Origin of the sequence: Sphingobium sp. B2D3C (genome assembly GCF_025961835.1) — a bacterium.
GTDB lineage: Bacteria > Pseudomonadota > Alphaproteobacteria > Sphingomonadales > Sphingomonadaceae > Sphingobium.
Genome location: NZ_JAOQOK010000001.1, coordinates 3,409,683 through 3,428,037 on the forward strand (window position 1 = coordinate 3,409,683; position 18,355 = coordinate 3,428,037).

Annotated in this window: 16 protein-coding genes; 9 read left to right on the plus strand and 7 right to left on the minus strand. The window is 62.5% G+C overall.

The features are described 5' to 3' along the window. The first annotated feature begins 98 nt into the window (after positions 1-98). Both M2339_RS15910 and M2339_RS15915 read left to right on the plus strand, forming a co-directional pair. The gene (locus M2339_RS15910; RefSeq protein WP_264587971.1) at positions 99-1,043 is read left to right on the plus strand and encodes a 2-hydroxyacid dehydrogenase; all 945 of its coding nucleotides are present in this window, start codon (positions 99-101) and stop codon (positions 1,041-1,043) included. Between the two features lie 12 nt (positions 1,044-1,055). Beyond that, the gene (locus tag M2339_RS15915) at positions 1,056-1,763 is read left to right on the plus strand and encodes a glutathione S-transferase N-terminal domain-containing protein (RefSeq protein ID WP_264587970.1); all 708 of its coding nucleotides are present in this window, start codon (positions 1,056-1,058) and stop codon (positions 1,761-1,763) included. A gap of 27 nt (positions 1,764-1,790) precedes the next feature. On the opposite strand, the gene M2339_RS15920 is transcribed toward M2339_RS15915, so the two are convergent. Beyond that, entirely contained in the window at positions 1,791-2,822 is a 1,032-nt protein-coding gene (locus M2339_RS15920; RefSeq protein WP_264587969.1) for an alpha/beta hydrolase, read from the minus strand. A gap of 26 nt (positions 2,823-2,848) precedes the next feature. Between M2339_RS15920 and M2339_RS15925 the strand changes: the two genes are divergently transcribed. Beyond that, a complete protein-coding gene (locus M2339_RS15925) occupies positions 2,849-3,970 on the plus strand; it encodes a TauD/TfdA dioxygenase family protein (RefSeq protein WP_264606465.1) in 1,122 nt (373 codons plus the stop codon). Continuing rightward, positions 3,970-4,356 (plus strand): VOC family protein, encoded by a 387-nt coding sequence (locus M2339_RS15930; protein ID WP_264577582.1) that lies wholly within the window; start codon positions 3,970-3,972, stop codon positions 4,354-4,356. The genes M2339_RS15925 and M2339_RS15930 overlap by 1 nt, the downstream gene beginning before the upstream one ends. Before the next feature lie 20 nt (positions 4,357-4,376). Here M2339_RS15930 and M2339_RS15935 read toward each other — a convergent pair whose 3' ends face one another. The 3 genes from M2339_RS15935 to M2339_RS15945 all read right to left on the minus strand — a co-directional run bounded on the left by M2339_RS15935 (position 4,377) and on the right by M2339_RS15945 (position 9,262). Next, positions 4,377-5,183: an IclR family transcriptional regulator C-terminal domain-containing protein gene (locus M2339_RS15935; RefSeq protein ID WP_264606466.1), complete on the minus strand. Its 807-nt coding sequence runs from the start codon at positions 5,181-5,183 to the stop codon at positions 4,377-4,379. A 188-nt stretch (positions 5,184-5,371) separates the two neighbouring features. Then, entirely contained in the window at positions 5,372-7,906 is a 2,535-nt protein-coding gene (locus M2339_RS15940) for a TonB-dependent receptor (protein ID WP_264587966.1), read from the minus strand. A gap of 285 nt (positions 7,907-8,191) precedes the next feature. Next, the gene (locus M2339_RS15945; RefSeq protein ID WP_264606467.1) at positions 8,192-9,262 is read right to left on the minus strand and encodes an alpha/beta hydrolase; all 1,071 of its coding nucleotides are present in this window, start codon (positions 9,260-9,262) and stop codon (positions 8,192-8,194) included. 448 nt (positions 9,263-9,710) lie between these two features. On the opposite strand from M2339_RS15945, the gene M2339_RS15950 reads away from it, so the two are divergent. Next, entirely contained in the window at positions 9,711-10,121 is a 411-nt protein-coding gene (locus M2339_RS15950; RefSeq protein WP_264587964.1) for a BLUF domain-containing protein, read from the plus strand. Between the two features lie 248 nt (positions 10,122-10,369). Here the strand turns inward: M2339_RS15950 and paoC are convergent, their stop codons facing one another. The 3 genes from paoC to paoA are packed head-to-tail and all read right to left on the minus strand — an operon-like array spanning position 10,370 to position 14,158. Beyond that, positions 10,370-12,571, minus strand: coding sequence for an aldehyde oxidoreductase molybdenum-binding subunit PaoC (gene paoC / locus M2339_RS15955; RefSeq protein WP_264587963.1), 2,202 nt, complete (start codon positions 12,569-12,571; stop codon positions 10,370-10,372). A 4-nt stretch (positions 12,572-12,575) separates the two neighbouring features. After that, the gene (locus tag M2339_RS15960) at positions 12,576-13,526 is read right to left on the minus strand and encodes an FAD binding domain-containing protein (protein WP_264587962.1); all 951 of its coding nucleotides are present in this window, start codon (positions 13,524-13,526) and stop codon (positions 12,576-12,578) included. Beyond that, the gene (gene paoA / locus M2339_RS15965) at positions 13,523-14,158 is read right to left on the minus strand and encodes an aldehyde dehydrogenase iron-sulfur subunit PaoA (RefSeq protein WP_264587961.1); all 636 of its coding nucleotides are present in this window, start codon (positions 14,156-14,158) and stop codon (positions 13,523-13,525) included. The genes M2339_RS15960 and paoA overlap by 4 nt, the downstream gene beginning before the upstream one ends. A gap of 173 nt (positions 14,159-14,331) precedes the next feature. Here paoA and M2339_RS15970 point away from each other — a divergent pair, with 173 nt between their 5' ends. The 4 genes from M2339_RS15970 (at position 14,332) to M2339_RS15985 (ending at position 18,251) form a co-directional block, all read left to right on the plus strand. Further along, positions 14,332-14,769, plus strand: a complete 438-nt coding sequence (locus tag M2339_RS15970; protein WP_264587960.1) for a DUF1810 domain-containing protein — start codon at positions 14,332-14,334, stop codon at positions 14,767-14,769. 326 nt (positions 14,770-15,095) lie between these two features. Then, positions 15,096-15,413 carry a DUF485 domain-containing protein gene (locus M2339_RS15975; protein ID WP_181558521.1) on the plus strand — a complete coding sequence of 106 codons (318 nt, stop codon included), beginning with the start codon at positions 15,096-15,098 and terminating at the stop codon, positions 15,411-15,413. 29 nt (positions 15,414-15,442) lie between these two features. Continuing rightward, entirely contained in the window at positions 15,443-17,116 is a 1,674-nt protein-coding gene (locus M2339_RS15980; RefSeq protein ID WP_181561282.1) for a cation acetate symporter, read from the plus strand. A gap of 28 nt (positions 17,117-17,144) precedes the next feature. After that, positions 17,145-18,251, plus strand: a complete 1,107-nt coding sequence (locus tag M2339_RS15985; RefSeq protein WP_264587958.1) for an alpha/beta hydrolase — start codon at positions 17,145-17,147, stop codon at positions 18,249-18,251. Positions 18,252-18,355 lie beyond the last annotated feature (104 nt).

The window sequence follows — 18,355 nt, forward strand, 5'->3', positions numbered from 1 at the left end:
TTCTGCCTCCTGACGTGCTTTCACCGTCGGACGACGGCCGGGGCTAGCGCTATTGACCTAATTCTTTAGGTCATGCAAGTCGGCCAGAAGGAGCGACTATGAACGAGCGACCCGAAATTGCTGTCATCGCCGAGCTGCCCGCAGATTTGCGAGCCGCGCTCGAACGCGATTTTCGGTTGATCCCCGTCCCGCTCGAAGGCGCGAATGCGCAGCCCGCCACGGCAATTCCATCGACTGTGCGCGCTGTGGCCACGCGGGCGGTCCTTGGCATTCCCTCGGGCCTTCTGGAAGCGCTGCCGGATTTAGGATTGGTGCTCTCCCTCGGCGCTGGTCTGGACAATATCGACGTCGAGGCGCTGGCCGCACGCCAGATCGTCCTCGCGCACACCCCAGACCAGTTCACCGAGGATGTCGCCGATTTTGCACTCGGGCTCATCTACGCCGCCGAGCGCAACATCGTCGCGGCGGACCGGTTCATGCGCAGCGGACGTTGGGCGGAGAACCGCTTCATGAATGGCCGTCGCGTGAGCGCCCGGCGGGTCGGCATTGTCGGACTGGGTCGGATCGGGCGGAGGCTCGCCCAGAAATGTGCCAGCCTGGGCATGTCTGTCGATTACCATGCGCGCGCCCCGGTCGCGGATTGCGCCTACACTTATCATTCCGACGTAACCGCGCTCGCTGCCGCGTGCGACATTCTGGTGCTGGCCTGCGCGGTGACGGATCAGACGCGGCGCATGGTCACCCGCGACGTCCTGGACGCGCTTGGCCCCCAAGGCATCGTCGTCAACATCGCGCGCGGCGCTGTGATCGATGAGGAGGCATTGATAGACGCCCTGCAAGATCGCACCATCGCCGGCGCTGCGCTCGATGTATTCGACAAGGAGCCGGACTTCGATCCGCGCTTGGCCCGCCTCGAGAATGTGATCCTGACACCGCACGCCGCAAGCTTCACATTCGAAGCGCGGCAGGCGGTCATCGATCACCTGATGGATGCGGCAAGAACCTACTTTTCGAGCGTTGATGCTTCCCATGCCCCAACATAGCGGAGAATTGCGATGCCCAGCCTGTCTGAGATGGAAATCACCCGCCGTTGGCCGGCCGAACACCCCGATCGGATTCAGCTCTACTCCGTCCCCACGCCTAATGGCGTAAAGGTCTCTATCATGCTTGAAGAGACGGGGCTGCCTTACGAAGCGCATCTCGTCGCCTTTTCGACGGACGAGCAAAAGAGCCCGGAGTTTCTCTCGATCAGCCCGAACGGGAAGATTCCGGCCATCGTCGATCCCTCCGGCCCGGGAGGAGACCCGATCGCGCTGTTCGAGTCCGGTGCCATTCTGCTCTACCTTGCGGAGAAGACCGGGCAGTTCATGCCTACCGATGCATCCGGTCGCTGGGTAGCGCTGCAGTGGCTGATGTTCCAGGTCGGGGGCGTTGGTCCGATGGTCGGCCAGCTGGGATTTTTCCACAAATTCGCGGGCAAGGACTGGGAGGACAAGCGACCCAGAGACCGGTACGCGGCGGAAACGGCTCGGCTGCTCAGCGTCATGAACACGCGGCTCAAAGATCGGGAGTGGTTTCTTGGCAAGGACTATTCGATCGTCGACATCTCGCTGCTTGGATGGATCCGCAATATTGTCGGCCTGTTCGACGCGGCGGAACTGGTTGACTTCGGATCAATGCCCCACGTCGCGCGATGGCTCGAACAAGGACTGGCGCGGCCCGCAGTTCAGCGCGGGCTGACCATGCCGCCTCGCCCGTCCTAAGGCCGGCTTCTCCCACGGCAGCAGCTGTCAGCGTTCGTCCAGCCCGTGCCGGTGAAGGAAGGCCGAGAGGAGGTCGGCCACGGCCACATTATTGAGGTCCGCAAAGGGGAGGTGGGTGTTCCCCGAGAGGCCGGCGGTCGGCAAGGACAGGATTTCCGCCTTGCCGCCATGGGCGTTGACGATCGCCACAAAGGTCGTCGCTGCGCGATAGGCCGCACTCCAGTTCGTCGACTGCGCAATGTGGTCGCCGAACACGATCTGGATCGGGATGCGCGTGAGCCGCTTGAATTGCTCAGCGGACACCTTGACCGGGCCGAACGGTCCCTTTCCGGCCGGCGGGCCTTCCCCTTCAGGAAACACGAACCCGGGCGGCTCGTAAGCGACGATGCCTTTGACATTGTCACTCTCGAGCGCGGTCATGAAGGCCCGGAAACCGCCGCCGGAATTGGTGACAAGCACCGTTGGGCCGATCCGGTCGACAGCCTTCGCCGCTGCCGCGCTCTGCAACTGGGCGTTCGGCACAGTGTCGAACTCATCATAACGCGCGCGCATCGCCTGATCCCAGGCTTGCGGGTCGTCCTTGGGAAACTGGATGCCCGGGAACCAGTTGGGGTAGGCTTCCCCCAGGCGCCAGGCCTTGAAATTCCCCTCATCTCGACCGGGCACCGCCTTGTAGGTATAATCCTCGCAGCCCCAGTTCGCGCGGCCAACGCGCGGGCCATCCCAGAGGTAGATCGGGAAACCGCGGCGCAGGAAGATGCTCTGGAAGCCTTCGCCGCCATCCCACCGGTTTTGCCACACGGCCACGCTGGAACTGTGCCACAGCAGCAGCGCTGTCTTCCGCGCCCGCCGGGGGATCTGATATTCCACGAAACCATGATCGCACGACAGATGTCCCGATGCGGCGTCACCCAGCAGCGCACCACCGACCGAAAACGAACCTTGCCGCTCAAGGACGATGGGCGCAGCGAATGCGGGAGTTGCCGTGAACGGACTCGCGGCGACGCAGAAGCTGCCGATGCTCGCGAACGTTAGCAATCGGCGCAGTGATCTTCTCATGGTTTCGGTCTTCCCCGGAAAGGCAGATGAAGAATGTCAGGAGGCTCGCAGGGCGCGGAGGCAGTTTCCCACCGCCGGTCTTGCATCATCCATTGATCCGCAGATGCTACCGGAGAAATTTCCGCTTCTCAAGGCCGGAGGATGGCTTGCGCCGCAGACAAAGCCATGCAATTTGTGAATCCGGAATATTTTCCGGCTTATTGCGGCGCGGGCAGGTTTCAGCAGCGTCCCAGCGGCGTCTTGAGCAGGCGCCCGCCCAGACGAGAGCGATGCATCGCGGGGTTCGGAGAGGAAATTTGGACGACATTTCAGTCACGCGGATCAACGGTCTTATCGGCGCCGAAATTGGCAATGTGGACATGTCCAAGGATATCAATGACCGGACGATCGAGCAGATCACAAAAGCTCTCGCTGAGAATGGCGTCATCTTTTTCCGCGATCAGGATCTCAGCGCCGACCGGCAACGCGCATTTGCACGCCGCTTTGCCTTGCCGGGTGCAAAGCGCGCGCCGGTGGCGGACGCCCAGATCACCATGATCGAGAAGGAAGAGCAGCAGCTCAAGAATGTGGGCGGCGGCTGGCATGCCGACCAGACGTTCAACGAGGTTCCGTCTTGGGGTTCGATCCTCGCGGCGAAGGTGCTGCCGTCAGCCGGCGGCGACACTGTGTTTGCGAGCCTCGCTGCCGCTTATGATGATCTCTCCGAGGGCATGAAGACTCAGCTCGAAACGATGCGCGCAGAGCATAATAACGAGCGGGTCATCACGTCGATGTCCCTGCTGCCCCAATATGCAGGCGCCAAGGCGAAAGTCGTGAAGGCGACCCATCCCGTGGTCATCCGGCATCCGATCACGGGCCGTAAATCGCTGTTCGTCAACCGCGGCTACACGACCCACTTTGAGGGGTGGACACAGGAAGAGAGCGCGCCCTTGCTCCAATATCTGTTCCAGAAGTGCGAGCGACCGGAATATCAGGTCCGTCTCAAGTGGCGCCCGGGAACGGTGGCGTTCTGGGATAATCTCCAGGTCCTGCACTATGCCGTCAATGATTATCACGGTGAGCGGCGGGTCATGCAGCGGGTCTCCGTTTCGGGCATTCGCCTCGATCGGGCGGGGTGCACAGCAGCGGCCTGCGTGTCCCAGCCATGATGTTCAATCACATCTTTGTCGGAACGAATGACCTGGAGAGAGCGCGGCAGTTTTACGATGCCGTGATGGGGGCACTGGGGCACGCCAATGCCGCCGCCCCGGACGCGCTGCTGCTTTCTTATCGCTGCGGCGAGCAGGGCTTCGCTGTCAGGGCGCCCCGCAATGGCGATCCGGCAACCTTCGCGAACGGCGGCACGATCGGCTTTCGGGCGCCAAGCCCGGAACATGTCGATGCGTTTCATCGTGCCGGATTGGCCAATGGAGGGGTGGACGATGGCGCGCCTGGCACGCGGCCGGGCAGTTACGGCCAGCCATATATCGCCTATCTGCGCGATCCCGACGGCAACAAAGTCTGCGCGACCTGGAAAGCTTCCTGGAAGGACTAGTCGCGCCGGTGCGGCTGCCGTCAGAGCAGCGAAGACGCCGCCTGTTCGATCTCGATCGCAGCCTCCTGCAATGGGCCAAGCAGATCGGCCACCAGCCGGCCCAGGGACGCACTGCTGACCGAGGCGGCTGCGACAATCGAAGCCGCCTGAACCCCGCCCAGCGACAGGGGGACGGCAATGGAGCGTTGGCCGAGGAAGATCTCCTGATCGTTCAAGGCATAGCCTTTGCTCCGCGCCTCTTCCACATCGGCCTTCAGCGCTGCGGCACTGGAAAGGGTGTTAGGCGTGAAGGATTGGAAGTCCCAGCCCTTCAGGCGCTCTGCCAAGACGTCCGGCGCCAATCCGGCGAGCAGGACCTTGCCGGGCGCCGTCGCATAGGCCGGCAGTCGCGCGCCGACATGGACGTAAAAGGGCTCGATCGGCTTATGCGTGCCCCGCGCGATGTAGACCACGTCGCGCTCGTCCAGCACCGTGATGCAGCACGTTGCATTCAGCCTGCGCGCAAGCTGGGTGAGAAGCGGTTTCGCGATGGCGGCGAATGGCTGCGACGAGAGATAGGAAAAGCCGAGTTTGAGAACCCGGGGGGTGAGGCAGAACCGGCCTTCGTCGGCTACGGCATAACCGAGCTTCTCCAGGGTCCGCAGAATACGGCGGGTGGTTCCCGGCGTGAGCTTGAGCTCCCGTGCAATCTGACTCAAGGTCCAGTCAGGATTGTCCGATCCGAACAACTCCAGGACGGCTAGCCCTTTTTCCAGCGAGGGAATGAAGTCGTCATCCACCGCGCGCGCGCCCTCCTGCTCCCCGGTCTGCGTTTTCGATTTGGCCATGTTCAATATTCCGACTTTTTCGCGGGGAATGATGCTGCTCTGCTTTCCACGGCTGGCGGTCAGAATCAAGCTGACGCCCTTAGCCGATCCTGCATGGCGGACAGAGCCAGAAGCAGACAGGGCCGCCGGCGCCTGCCGACAGCCCTGTGTCGCTTTGGGGTAAGCCGAATGCTCGGCTCAGCGCATTATTAGAAGCTCTTCTCCACAGTCAGGTAGAACTGGCGCGGCGCCGCCGGCTGCGCGTTGGTGTAGGCCGCGCCCAACGCCTGGGAGTCGAACACGTTATAATAATAAACCTTGTCGAACAGGTTCGTGGCTCCCACCGCAATCGAGAAGTCATATTCGTCGTTGTCGTAGGTCAGGCGGGCATTGAAGACCGAACGCGCCGGCATAAGGTCATCAAAGGTGGTCGACGTGCCGGACACCACCTGGCTCGATTCATAGATCCAGTCCACCCGGGGCGTGATCGATCCGGCCAGTGACGGAAGCTCCGCCGTGTACTGCACGCCCGCATTCGCCGTCCAGAACGGCGAATTCTGCCGACGGTTGACTGCGCGCTCCCGAATGTCGGGCGCCGTCAGCTTGGTGTACCCCACCGAGCCATTGATGAGCAGGCCATCGACGGGATTGATGGTATACTCGGCTTCAAAGCCGCGGATTTTTGCGGCCTGATTACGATAATAGGTCCGTCCGAGGCAGGTAATGCCGGTGCCTGCCGCCACGACCGCACCGCAGGTGGTCGACCCCGCAGGGCCTCCCGCGAGTGGGACGAGCGTGCGATTTCCGGGCACGGGCTGACCATTTGCGTCCAGCAGGGCCTCGGATCCTGAAATCGAAGTCGGGCGGTTCTTGAAGTCGGTATAGAAGGCCGCGAGATTCAGGCGCACACGACGATCGAAGAGATCGAGCTTGGCGCCGATTTCGTAGGCGATGTCGTCATTGCCATCATATTGCGCGATCTGCGAGGGCTGTTGCGGGCGCGGATCGAAGCCGGGAAGCGAGTTGCCGGTCGCAGCGGACACATAGATGAGCGCGTTGGACGCCAGCTGATAATTGACGCCGGCCTTCCAGTCGAACCGCGTCTGCTGCGGAACGACGTAAAAGACCGTGTCGCTGGCGCTGGGCGAGGTGTCGAGGACGTTATAAAAGTCGACGACCTTCTTGTCGTCTGAATAGCGCAGGCCGCCCACGAAGCTCAGCGCTTCGCCAAATGGCCGGATCGTGGCGTTGGCGAAGACTGCCTTGCTCGTCGGGTTGAACTCAGAATCGATCAGCCGCTGGAAGGAGCTTTGGGGCGAGATGAAGGCGGCGTGCTGTGAACCATCGGCCGTGAAGTAGAAGCCGCCCACGACCCAGTCGATGAACGATGACTTGCCGGACAGGCGCGCTTCGGCCGTCCAATATTCCTCCGAGAAGGTATTGGACCGCAACACGACATTGAGCGGCGAGCCATCATCGTCATAGGAATGGGTCTCGACCATCTCACGATGGGCGACCACCGCGAGGAAATTGATGTCGGGATTGATGTCCCAGCTCATCTTGGCTGAGACGCCCCAGTTCTTGAGGTCGATGAACGGCGAAAAGCTGGCGCCGCCGCGTACGGCCACACCATTGATCCGCAAGCCATTATAGAATGTGTTGCCTGGGATGACCGTGCCTGCGGCGATGGGATCGCTGAAGCTGGCATAGGTGCTATAGGGATCGCCCGTCAGGAAGCGCGTGTCATAGGCCAGACCCAAGGTGTTGGCGGCGGACACGACCGTCCCGGACACCCGGTTGTTGATGATCCCGACGATGCTATCGGCGTTGTTCTCGCTCGTATCGCGGATATAGTCGCCCGTCACCGTGAACCGCAGATCCTCGGATGGCTTCCAGAGCAAGGACCCCCGGTACGCCTGCACATCTTCGCCGCCCTGATGGCCGACGACGCAATCCTTGGGCGTGAACCCGGCGGTCGGCATGTTGAGGGTCGAGGCATAAGGCAAGGAGCCCGATAGCGCAGGCGTGCCGCGCGCGCGCATCTCGCAGGTGAAATCGAGGATCTTCTGATAGCCCGTCCGTTTCTTCGAAAGCGCAGAAACGGAGAGGGCGAGCTGCTCGTTCAACGGCAGATTCAGCGAGCCGCGGAAGTCCATGCGGTCATAGGATCCCGCCGTGATCTGAATACGCCCATAAACATCGCTGGTGGAGGGCTGCTTGCTGATGATGTTGACGGCACCGGCAAGCGAATTCCGCCCAAACAGGGTGCCCTGCGGGCCCCGAAGCACCTCGATATGCTCGATATCCAGAAGATCGAAGTTCGACCCGAGCAGCGTCGGGAAATAGACGTCGTCGAGATAGAAAGCGACGACAGGCTCGCTGGCGAGGCTCGTGTCCCGATTGCCGATCCCCCGGATCGTCGCGTCGATACCGGGCCCGAATGCACCCTGCGACTTCCGGAATTGCGTGTTGGGAACCACAGCGGTCAGTTCGCCGACGCTGGTGATGCCCTTCTGCTCGATCGCCTCGGCCGTGACCGCGGTGATGGCGATCGGCGTATCCTGCAAGTTCGTCGACTGGCGCGTGGCAGTAACCACGATGTCCTCAAGGCCGCCTGCCCGGCTGTCCTGTGGCGTCGCTTGCGGGGCGGCCGATGCCGATCCAACCTGCGCGCTTGCCGGCCCTGCTAACAAAGCGAGAACCAGCGCTGCCGAGCTTATGGTTGCCAATTCCAGGTTTTTCATCTCAGTCTCCCTCGGGCGAATTCTAGCGAAACGGAGACCCTCTCGCCGCCCCTCGCGATGCTCGCCATATTTCCGGATATTTTTCCGGTTAGCGATCTAGCGCGCATTTTCGGCAGCTGCAATCCTAATAATCGGCGAATTCCAGAGGAATTTGGTGGAGGTGCGATGTATCTATTTTGTAAAAATGAGACAGGAGTGCGATGAGTCGGGCGATAAAATAAGTGATCAACTACAGATATGTCTTGTATACATGTATGATCTCGCTGAGAGAGTTCATGTATATGTTTATCGATCTACGACAATTTTCAGATGTTTTCCGAAGAATGGGAGGACTTCTTTTTGCAGTCTTTCCGGAACTTTACTGCTGTGATCGCCCGGATAAATGTCCAGTTGATTGCTTATAGCATAGTTATCTAGGTTTTTATGGAGCTCGGTTGCTGCGGTGACGATCGTGTCCTGATCGCCGACGTCGATGCCAATGGCGCGATAGGTCCTGAGAGCAGCGACATACTGGTCGATGAAACTGAGCGGGGCATTGGCTGCGCGCTTGGCCATGATCGCCTCGCGCGACTCGCCCTGTTGCGTAATCGGCAGATCGACAAAGAGCGGCGGCTTCGCCGGATTGGGCGAGAAGGCCGCCGCGGTCGCAAGTGGCCCTGCATATTTGAAGGGAAGCCCCCGGGCTGCCTGAGGGGATGCAAGATCGTTGATCTCCCTCACTTCTTTTGCGGTCAATCCCTGCGTTCCGAGAGCGCTCAGGCAACAGGGCGACATCATGTAGAGAACGCCAAACCGCCCTGGGCGCTTCATGCCAATGCGCGCGACGCCGTAGCCGCCCATGGAATGCCCCATCAAGCCACGCGCGGCCGCCTCTGGAATCGAGCGGAACTCCCGGTCGATATAGGCAGGCAATTCATCCGCAATGAATGTCTCGAAGTCGCCGGTGACAGTAGAACTGCCATAGAAAGATCCGCCATACTCATTGCTCCCATCGGGGAACACGACAATGACCTCCGGCACTCCCGCAGCAAAAGCTGCAGCGATCCGCCTGGCCGCATCGAGTTTCTGCATCCAGCTTGCCGCATCGATGGAGAAGCCGTGCAGGGCGTAAACCACGGGGTATCGCCGCTTGATGTCGCGGCCATAACTCGGGGGAAGAACGACAAAGACCTCGCGCTCGGCGGAGGTCCCCATAAGATTGCCGGCAATGGCTTGTGATTGGATCAGCCGTCGCTCTACCCGAACCTGGGTGTTGGGGGCCTCTGCACGGCTTGCGATAGGCGGAGAGGCGGGCGCGGCGCCGGCAGCCACCGAGGCAGTGACAAGGCCAAGGCCACCCAACAATCGCATCTTCATATCTGTATCCTCTCTGATCGTCAGGCCAGGAGCGGTTGTCACGGCCATCTCTCTGCATCTTGGGCTGGTTCGACGCAGCGTTGCACGATCACTTTAAACATATGTTTACATGTTTTATCGGTCAAGCAATGCTTGCCTTGACGCCCTTCGCGCGGTCACGTGGCCGGCCTGCGGCGCTGGTCAGAAGCTTGGGGAGTGTAATTCCTCTTGGTCAGGAGCTAAGGTCGCCTCATGCCCGAACCCGGCCCAATCCCAACATAGCCAACATGCGCGGTGAATGACCCTGATTTGGGCACCGCGGACTTCAATCAGCGTCAGCGTGCGACCCAGCGGAGCACGGATTTTCACCATTTAAATCGCCGCCGATCATGGGGTCTCCACTCGGCTCACCGCGCTGGAAGTATTTGATTAACATCGCGTCCCTAGCCCGGTCGCTAAGGAGCCTGCCATGCATCGCATTTTATATATCAGCACTGTCCGTCGAACGCTTTCGGATGCGGAGCTCGATGAAATTTTGGTTGCGTCCCGACGTAATAACCGGCTCGCTGATATAACGGGCTTGCTCGTGGTCGGGAATCGGCGCTTCCTCCAGGTTCTCGAAGGCCCGGAAGATGCCGTCAACTCGACGTTCGCGCGCATTTCTAGGGATCAGCGTCACTATGCTGTGGTCCAACTGAATAACAAGGCAATCGCGGCACGGTCGTTCGCGCGTTGGGAGATGGGATTTCAGCGGGGTGGCGACGTCAACGAGGGCTCGACCCTTGAAGAGCAGGTGGCAAGCTTGCTTGAACCTGTCACCGACGCAAATTTGAAAGCCTATTTCAGCGGTTTTGCTAAATCCCATAGTCAGCCGGCCTGAGAAACCACCAACATTCGTCATTAGCGGATCCAAGCTCAGGAACCACCCGCATGTTTCCTCATAGGAAGCCCAATAGTCATCTTGGGCGCCGACGATTGACACTCATCGTCCAATCCTCAGTTGGAGCAGAGCGCGGCCTCCATGAGAGCAGAATGCCTCGCAACCATGGCTTGGCCGCCGCGACATTTCTTCGTCGCGCTCAACTCAGGCCGTCCAGCGCTGCTCCACTAAACCTCATTCGCGTCCGCCTAAACCGCCTTCGGTAAGCGCGAGAGATGCTTGTCCAAGGTCATCGGATAATCGCGCAGCCGCACGCCGGTGGCATTGTAGATGGCGTTGGCGACCGCGGCTCCCACGCCGCAAATCCCCAGTTCCCCAACGCCTTTCGCCTTCATCGGCGTGGACCAAGGGTCGGTGGTATCGAGGAAGATGACGTCCTGATGCGGGATGTCTGCATGGACCGGGACCTCATAACCCGCGAGGTCGTGATTGACGAAGAAGCCGAACCGCTTGTCGACCACGAGTTCCTCCATCAGTGCGGCGCCTGCGCCCATGGTCATGGCGCCGATCACCTGGCTTCGCGCTGACTTGGGATTGAGGATGCGACCGGCATCGCACACAGCGAGCATTCGCCTGATGCGGGTTTCGCCCGTGAAGGCATCGACCCCGACCTCCACGAAATGACCAGCGAAGGTGGATTGCTGCGCCCGGTCGGCAAAGTCGTCGGCATAGTCGATGCCATCTTCGGCAATGAGCTCCCCATCGCGCGCAGCGTCGCGCAGAGGCACGGCGCGATCGCCCGAGCGGACCTCGCCGTCGGCAAACGTCACATCCGCATTGTTCAGCCCCAAGCGCGCCGCCACCTGGTCGCGCATCTTGATGCAGGCGGCATAGACGCCAGCCGTCGAGTTGGCCGCGCCCCATTGGCCGCCGGAGCCGGCTGCGGCGGGGAAATCAGAGTCGCCTAATTTCACGATGACGTCACCTAGGTCCACGCCCATCATCTCAGCGGCGGTTTGGGCGATGATCGTGTAGGTGCCGGTGCCGATATCGGTCATATCGGTCTCGACGGTGACCTTACCGTCGCCCGACAGCCGGACCCGTGCCGCGGATTTGGTCAGCTGATTGTTACGAAAGCCGCCGGCCACGCCCATGCCGATGAGCCAGCGGCCCTCACGCACGGAGCCGGGGGCCGTCTTGCGCTTGTGCCATCCGAAGTGCTCCGCGCCGGTCCTGAGGCACTCGACGAAATGACGCGCCGAAAAGGGACGCTCGGGCTTCATCGGATCGACCTGCGTATCGTTCAGGATACGAAATTCAACCGGGTCCATCCCCAGCGTCTCGGCCATTTCATCCATGGCGATCTCCAGCGCCATCAGCCCCGGCGCTTCGCCAGGCGCGCGCATTGCGTTGCCTTCCGGCAGATCGAGCTGCGCCAGCTTCATAGCGACTTCCCGGCTTTCCCCCGCGTAGAAAAGCTTGGTTTGCTGGACGGCGGTCTCCGGTTCGCCATCCGGCAGATTTCCCGAAATGCTCTCGTGCGAGATCGCAAGAATGCGCCCGTCCTTATTCGCGCCGATCCGGATATGCTGCAGCGTCGCGGGTCGATGGGTCGTGTTATTGATGATGATCGGCCGCGTGAGGGCCAGCTTCACCGGCCGCCCGACCGTTTTGGCCCCCAGCGCCGCAAGAACAACATCGGAGCGCAGAAACAATTTTCCGCCAAAGCCGCCCCCGACATAGGGGGAATCGAGCCGCACTTGCTCGGGCTTGAGCGATAGGGCCTTTGCAAGGTCGCGCTTGCCCCAGGCGATCATCTGGTTCGACGTCCAGACGGTGAGCTTCTCGCCCTCCCACGCGGCGATGGTGGCGTGCGGCTCCATCATCGCATGGCTTTCGTCCGGCGTGCTGTAGCGCTGGTCGAGCTTGACCTCAGCCTTGGCGTAGCTGGCCGCAAAATCGCCGGCTTTGTTGGTCTCGTCCTCGTCCGGAACGGGCTCGGCCCGGGACGCCTCGCGCTCGAGATCGAATTTGCCGTCCTGCCGGACATAATCGACCTGAATCAGCGACGCGGCCGCGCGGGCCTGCTCAAAGGTCTCGGCGACCACGAGCGCAATCGCCTGATGATAATGCTGGATTTCGGCTCCACCGAACAGGTTGGCGGTGTTCTGGCCGCCGAGCGGAAGCGGCTTATGGTCCAGCGTGGTGATGATCGAGAGCACGCCAGGCGCGGCCTTGGCGTCGACCAGATCGAACGACCGGATCGTCCCCTTGGCGATGGCCGCGCCGACGACGAAGCCATAGGCCTGGTTCGCGGCGACCTCATGCCGCTCATGGGCATAGGGTGCGCGCCCCGTCGTCTTGAGCGGCCCGTCGATGCGATCGGTGGACTTGCCGACGACCTTGAGCTGGTCGATCGGGTTCTGGGTAGCGGGAGCATCGAACTTCACGGCATCAACCCTTCGCGTCGTGCAAGATGCCGGCAAGCGTCCGCTCGACCAGCTCGATCTTGAATGCATTGTCCCTGGTCGGCGCGGCGCCGGCGAGGAGGTGCCGGGCCACTGCCTCCGCCCCTTGCGGGAGCGCGGCATCCGCGGCGTCCGTGCGCCAGGGCTTGGGCGCAATCCCGCCCACCGCAACGCGGCCTGTGCCATCCGGCTGGAGGATCGCCGCCACCGATACGAGCGCAAAGGCATAAGAGGCCCGGTCGCGCACCTTGTGATAGACATGCTGGCCGCCAACCGGCTTGGGCAGCAGCACGGCCGTGATCAGTTCGCCAGGCGCCAGCGCGGTTTCCACATGCGGCGTCTCACCGGGCAATTTGTGGAAGTCGGCAATGTCGATCGACCGGACATTGCCCTGTGCATCGACCGTCTCCACGCGCGCATCAAGCAGCCGCATCGCAACCGCCATGTCGCTCGGGTTCGTCGCGATACAGGCAGCGCTGCCGCCAATCACTGCCAACTGGCGGGAGGCGCCCTCAATGGCCGCGCAGCCCGTCCCGGCCTGACGTTTGTTGCAGGGTTGGTTGGTATCGTAGAAATAGGGGCAGCGGGTCCTTTGCAGCAGATTGCCGCCGGTGGTCGCCTTGTTGCGCAGCTGCCCGGATGCGCCGGCCAGAATGGCCCGGCTCAGGACCGCATAATCGCTGCGCACGCGCCGATCCGCCGCCAGCGCCGTGTTGGTGACGAGCGCGCCGATCCGCAGGCCGCCATCGGTCTCTTGCGTGATCTGATCGAGTTCCAGATCCTGCACATCGACCAGATGGGTCGGCGTTTCGATCTGCAGCTTCATGAGGTCCAGCAGGTTCGTGCCGCCGGCAATGAAGCGCGCGCCCTGCTGGCTCAAGACGGCCGTCGCGGCCTGAGCGGGCGAGGTCGCGCGCTCATAAGTGAACGGCCTCATGCCTTGGCCTCCGCGACTTCGGTAATCGCCTCGGCAATGTTGGAATAGGCGCCGCAGCGGCAGATATTGCCGCTCATCCGCTCGCGCAGTTCCGCGTTGCTGAGTTGCGGCTTGGCCGACAGATCATCGGTGACGTGGCTCGGCACGCCAGCGGCAATCTCATCCAGCATGGCCACCGCAGAGCAGATCTGGCCCGGCGTGCAATAGCCGCACTGATAGCCATCATGCTTGACGAAGGCGCGTTGCATTGGGTGGAGCTGGTCTGGCGTGCCCAGTCCTTCGATGGTGGTGACCTTGTCGCCATCATGCATCACCGCGAGCGTCAGGCAGCTGTTGATCCGGACACCGTCGACCAGCACGGTGCAGGCGCCGCACTGGCCATGGTCGCAGCCTTTTTTCGTGCCGGTGAGTTTGAGCTCTTCGCGCAGCGCATCGAGCAAGGTGGTGCGCGTGTCGGTTTTGAACCTGCGCGGCTGACCATTTACGCTCAGGGTAACCTCGGCAATCGCCTCGCGAACTTGCGGCAGGGGCTGCCGAGCATCGGCGTTGTTCAGGCTCATGGTCGCCGCCGTGGCCGAGCCGCCAACCAGCACGCCGCGTCGAGAGACGTGCCACTCCTCCGATCGATCCATGGCATCGTCGTCCTTCGCACCTGCTGATTGGATAATCCCATGCTGGCCGAACGCAGCAGCCGCCAATTGGCTTCCAAATTATCGTGGGTGGCAGACAGGCGCGGCACTTCCCGGCCTGTTCGGCACCGCTCGGGACAGGTTGGCTTTACAGGCTCCCACTGCCAATGTGCGGGATGACCAGCGATCCATTCGATCTGAACCGATTTGTCGACGCCCAGCAGGGACGCTACGCGCAGGCCTTGGCGGAAATCCGCGGCGGTGCAAAACGAACGCACTGGATGTGGTTCATCTTTCCGCAGATTGCGGGCCTGGGGATCAGCCCCACGGCGCAGCACTTCGCGATCCGCTCGCGCGCCGAAGCCAAAGCCTATCTGTCGCACCCGGTCCTCGGCCCGCGCTATGAGGAATGCGTCATCGCATTACAGGAGCTGGATGGCTCCAGCGCTGAGCAAGTCTTCGGGACCATCGACGCGATCAAGCTCAGGTCGTCGCTGACGCTGTTTAACAGCGTTGAGGACAGGCCGATCTTCCGCGCGGCAATCGAGCGCTGGTTTGGCAGCCCGGACGAACGCACCGTCGAAATTCTGGGGCAGATGGATTCATCAGCCTGAAAGAGGGCGGTTGATGAAGCCGAGGCTCATATCGCCCGGCGAACGTGTCGCGAACCTTCCAATAAAATTGGCCCCATCGCCGATTCTAACCCACGCTTGTCACAGCCGAAACTCCCGTGTATTAAATGGCAATCGATTGCAAAATCGTTTTCAGACCTACGAGTTCGGGTCGCCCGAACCCTCTGCCCGGCCATCCTGCACACCTGGCCGGGCAGAGTTGGGCGACCCATGCGGATAAAGTCCTCAGCCGCCGGATGAGGGATTGACTTGCAATCGATGGACAATAGCCTGTCGCACATAAATGCGGCGGGCGAGGGGAGTGGCTGATGGATCTGGATGGCGATCATGAACTTGCGGCCATCAGTCGCGATCCGCACTATCAGGCTCTCGTCCAGGCCCGTGGCCGCCTCGGCTGGATTCTGAGCGGCGTCATGATGGCGATCTTCTTCGGCTTCATCCTGCTGGTGGCGTTCGGGCGGACCATCCTTGGCCAACCGCTGCCGGGCATGACGACGACCATTGGCGTGCCTTTGGGCATGGCGGTGATCCTCTCGGGCATCGCGCTGACCGGCCTATATGTGTGGATTGCCAACCGCCGGTTCGATGCCGAACTGGATGCGCTGCGGGCGGAGCATCGCCTGTGAGCCTTTCGCGCTGGGCGGCGCTCGCCCTCATGGTGACTATCGGCGCGTTGATGCCCGGGATCGCCCGTGCGGCGACGCCGGGCAATGCCGGCCCCAACATGCCGGCCGTGGTCACCTTCGGCCTGTTCATCATCGTCACTCTGGGCGTTACGGCCTGGGCCGCACGGCGGACGCGCACGACGAGCGATTTCTATACGGCTGGCGGCGGCATCAGCGGTCGGCAGAACGGTCTGGCCATCGCCGGCGACTATATGTCCGCCGCCTCATTCCTCGGCATCTCCGCGCAGATTTATGCCGATGGCTATGATGGGCTGATCTACTCCACAGGTTTTCTGGTCGGCTGGCCGATCATCCTGTTCCTGCTCGCCGAACGGTTGCGCAATCTGGGGCGCTACACTTTTGTCGATGCCGTCGCGTTCCGCTTCGCGCAGACGCCGGTGCGGATTTCTTCGGCCTTCAGCTCGCTCACCGTGGTGCTGTTCTATCTGATCGCGCAGATGGTCGGCGCGGGGCAGCTCATCCAACTGCTGTTCGGCATTCCCTATCCTTATGCGGTCGGCATCATCGGCCTCGCGATCACCGCTTATGTGCTGTTTGGCGGGATGATCGCGACGACCTGGGTGCAGATCATCAAGGCGGTCATGCTGCTCGGCTGCGCCACCTTCATGTCGCTCGCCGTGCTGTATCGCGTCGGCTTCTCGCTCGACACGCTGTTCGAGCAGGCCGTCGCCGCCAAGCAGGCGATCGCGCTGGCCGCAGGCGCCAGCGCCGATGCAGCGGCGGCGAGCGCGCGGGGCATTCTTGCGCCCGGCGGCTTCATCAAGGACCCGCTGTCTGCGATTTCGCTCGGCATGGCGCTGATGTTCGGCACCGCCGGCCTGCCGCATATCCTCATGCGCTTCTTCACGGTGCGCGATGCCCGCACCGCGCGCGCCTCCGTGCTGTGGGCGACGGGGTGGATCGGCTATTTCTATGTGCTCACCTTCATCATCGGCTTCGGCGCGATCGTTTTCGTCGGCAGCAATCCGGCCTATCTCGACGCACTGAGCGGCGGGCTACGTGGCGGCAGCAACATGGCGGCGGTCCATCTCGCGGACGCGGTGGGCGGGGAGGTGTTCATGGGCTTCGTTTCGGCGGTCGCCTTCGCCACCATATTGGCGGTGGTGGCGGGGCTCACCCTTTCCGGCGCCTCCACCATCGCGCATGATCTCTACGCCTCGGTCATCCGCAAGGGCAATGTCGACCAGGCGACCGAACTGCGCCTGTCGCGGATCACCGTGCTGGTGCTGGCCCTGATCGCGGTGGGGTTGGGGATCGCGTTCGAGAAGCAGAATGTAGCGTTCATGGTGAGCCTCGCTTTCGCGGTCGCCGCCTCGGGCAATTTCCCCGCCCTCTTGCTCTCCATCCTGTGGAAGGATTGCACGACGCGCGGCGTTGCCTGGGGCTCGGCCATCGGCACGCTGACTGCGCTGGCGCTGACGATCCTCTCGCCGGTGATTTGGGTCGGCCAGCTTGGCGCCACGCACCCCATCTTCCCGCTCGCCTCGCCCACATTGGTGTCGATGCCGCTGGCCTTCTTCACCATCTGGCTGATCTCGACGCTCGACCGCAGCGCGCGGGCGCAGGTGGACCGCGCGGGCTACACTGCCCAGCGCATCCGGTCCGAGACCGGCATCGGCGCCGCCGGCGCCAGCGATCATTGATCTGACTCATGCGACAGGAGACGCATTCATGAAGTTTCTGAACCGATCCTCGGCCTGGCTGGTGGCGGCGCTGCTCGCCACGACCGGCCCCGCCCACATGGCCAGTGCCCAGCCGCTGCCCGATCCCGCCGCCGTCGCGGCGGCCCCGCTGAGCGCTGAGGACGCAGCCAAGCTCGCGCCCGTCGCGCCGGAACTGCACGGCGCCGCCCGCATGGCGCTCTATTATTCGACCCTGATGGGGCAAATGACCGAGGACTCGGTGCGCGCGTCGCGCAAGTCGGGCAATATGGGGCCGCCCCCGCCGCCGCATCACCGCGACGTTCCGGTCGTCGAGCAGATGATCCCCGGTGCGGCCGGCGCGCCGCAGGTGAAGCTGTATGTGATCAACGCGCAGCAAGGCGCCTGGCGCGGCGGCATCCTGCACACCCATGGCGGCGGCTACATTCTCGGCACGGCCGCGACCGACGTGCGTCGCCTGCAGGAGATGGCCAAGGAACTGAACGTGGTCATCGTTTCCGTCGAATATCGCCTCGCGCCGGAAACGACCTATGCCGGGTCCATCGAAGACAATTATGCCGGCCTGCGCTGGATGCATGACAATGCCGCCAAGCTCGGCCTCGATCCCAAGCGGATCGCCGTGATGGGCGAGAGCGCCGGTGGTGGCCATGCGGCGCTGCTGGCGCTGACTGCGCGCGACCGCGGCGAAATCCCGGTTGCTTTCCAGGTGCTCATCTACCCGATGTTGGATGACCGCACCGGCGGCGTGGTGAAGGTGCCTTCGCACATCGCCACAGTCGGCTGGGACGCGCAGCAGAACCAGCTCGGCTGGAAGGCGTTCCTCGGCCAGCAGCCGGGCACGAACAAGGTGCCGGCCACCGCCGTGCCGGCGCGCGCTGCTTCGCTCAAGGGTCTGCCGCCCGCGTTCATCGCTGTCGGCGGTGTCGATCTCTTCGTGAGCGAAGACATCGACTATGCCCGTCGCCTGACCGAGGCCGGCGTGCCGACCGAGTTGCTCGTCGTCCCCTCCGCCTATCACGGCTTCGACGCGATGGCACCGGACTCGCCGCAGGCCAAGCAATTCAACAAGGCCCGCATCGAAGCCCTGCGCCGCGCTCTGGCGACGCCGGAGAAATAAGCCATAGCTTCATCTACAGCGTCTTCCGGCTCTCACGGGTCGGACAGCACAGACGGGGGCGATCGCAAGGTCGCCCCCTTTTCCTTACCGTCGACCGGGCGTGG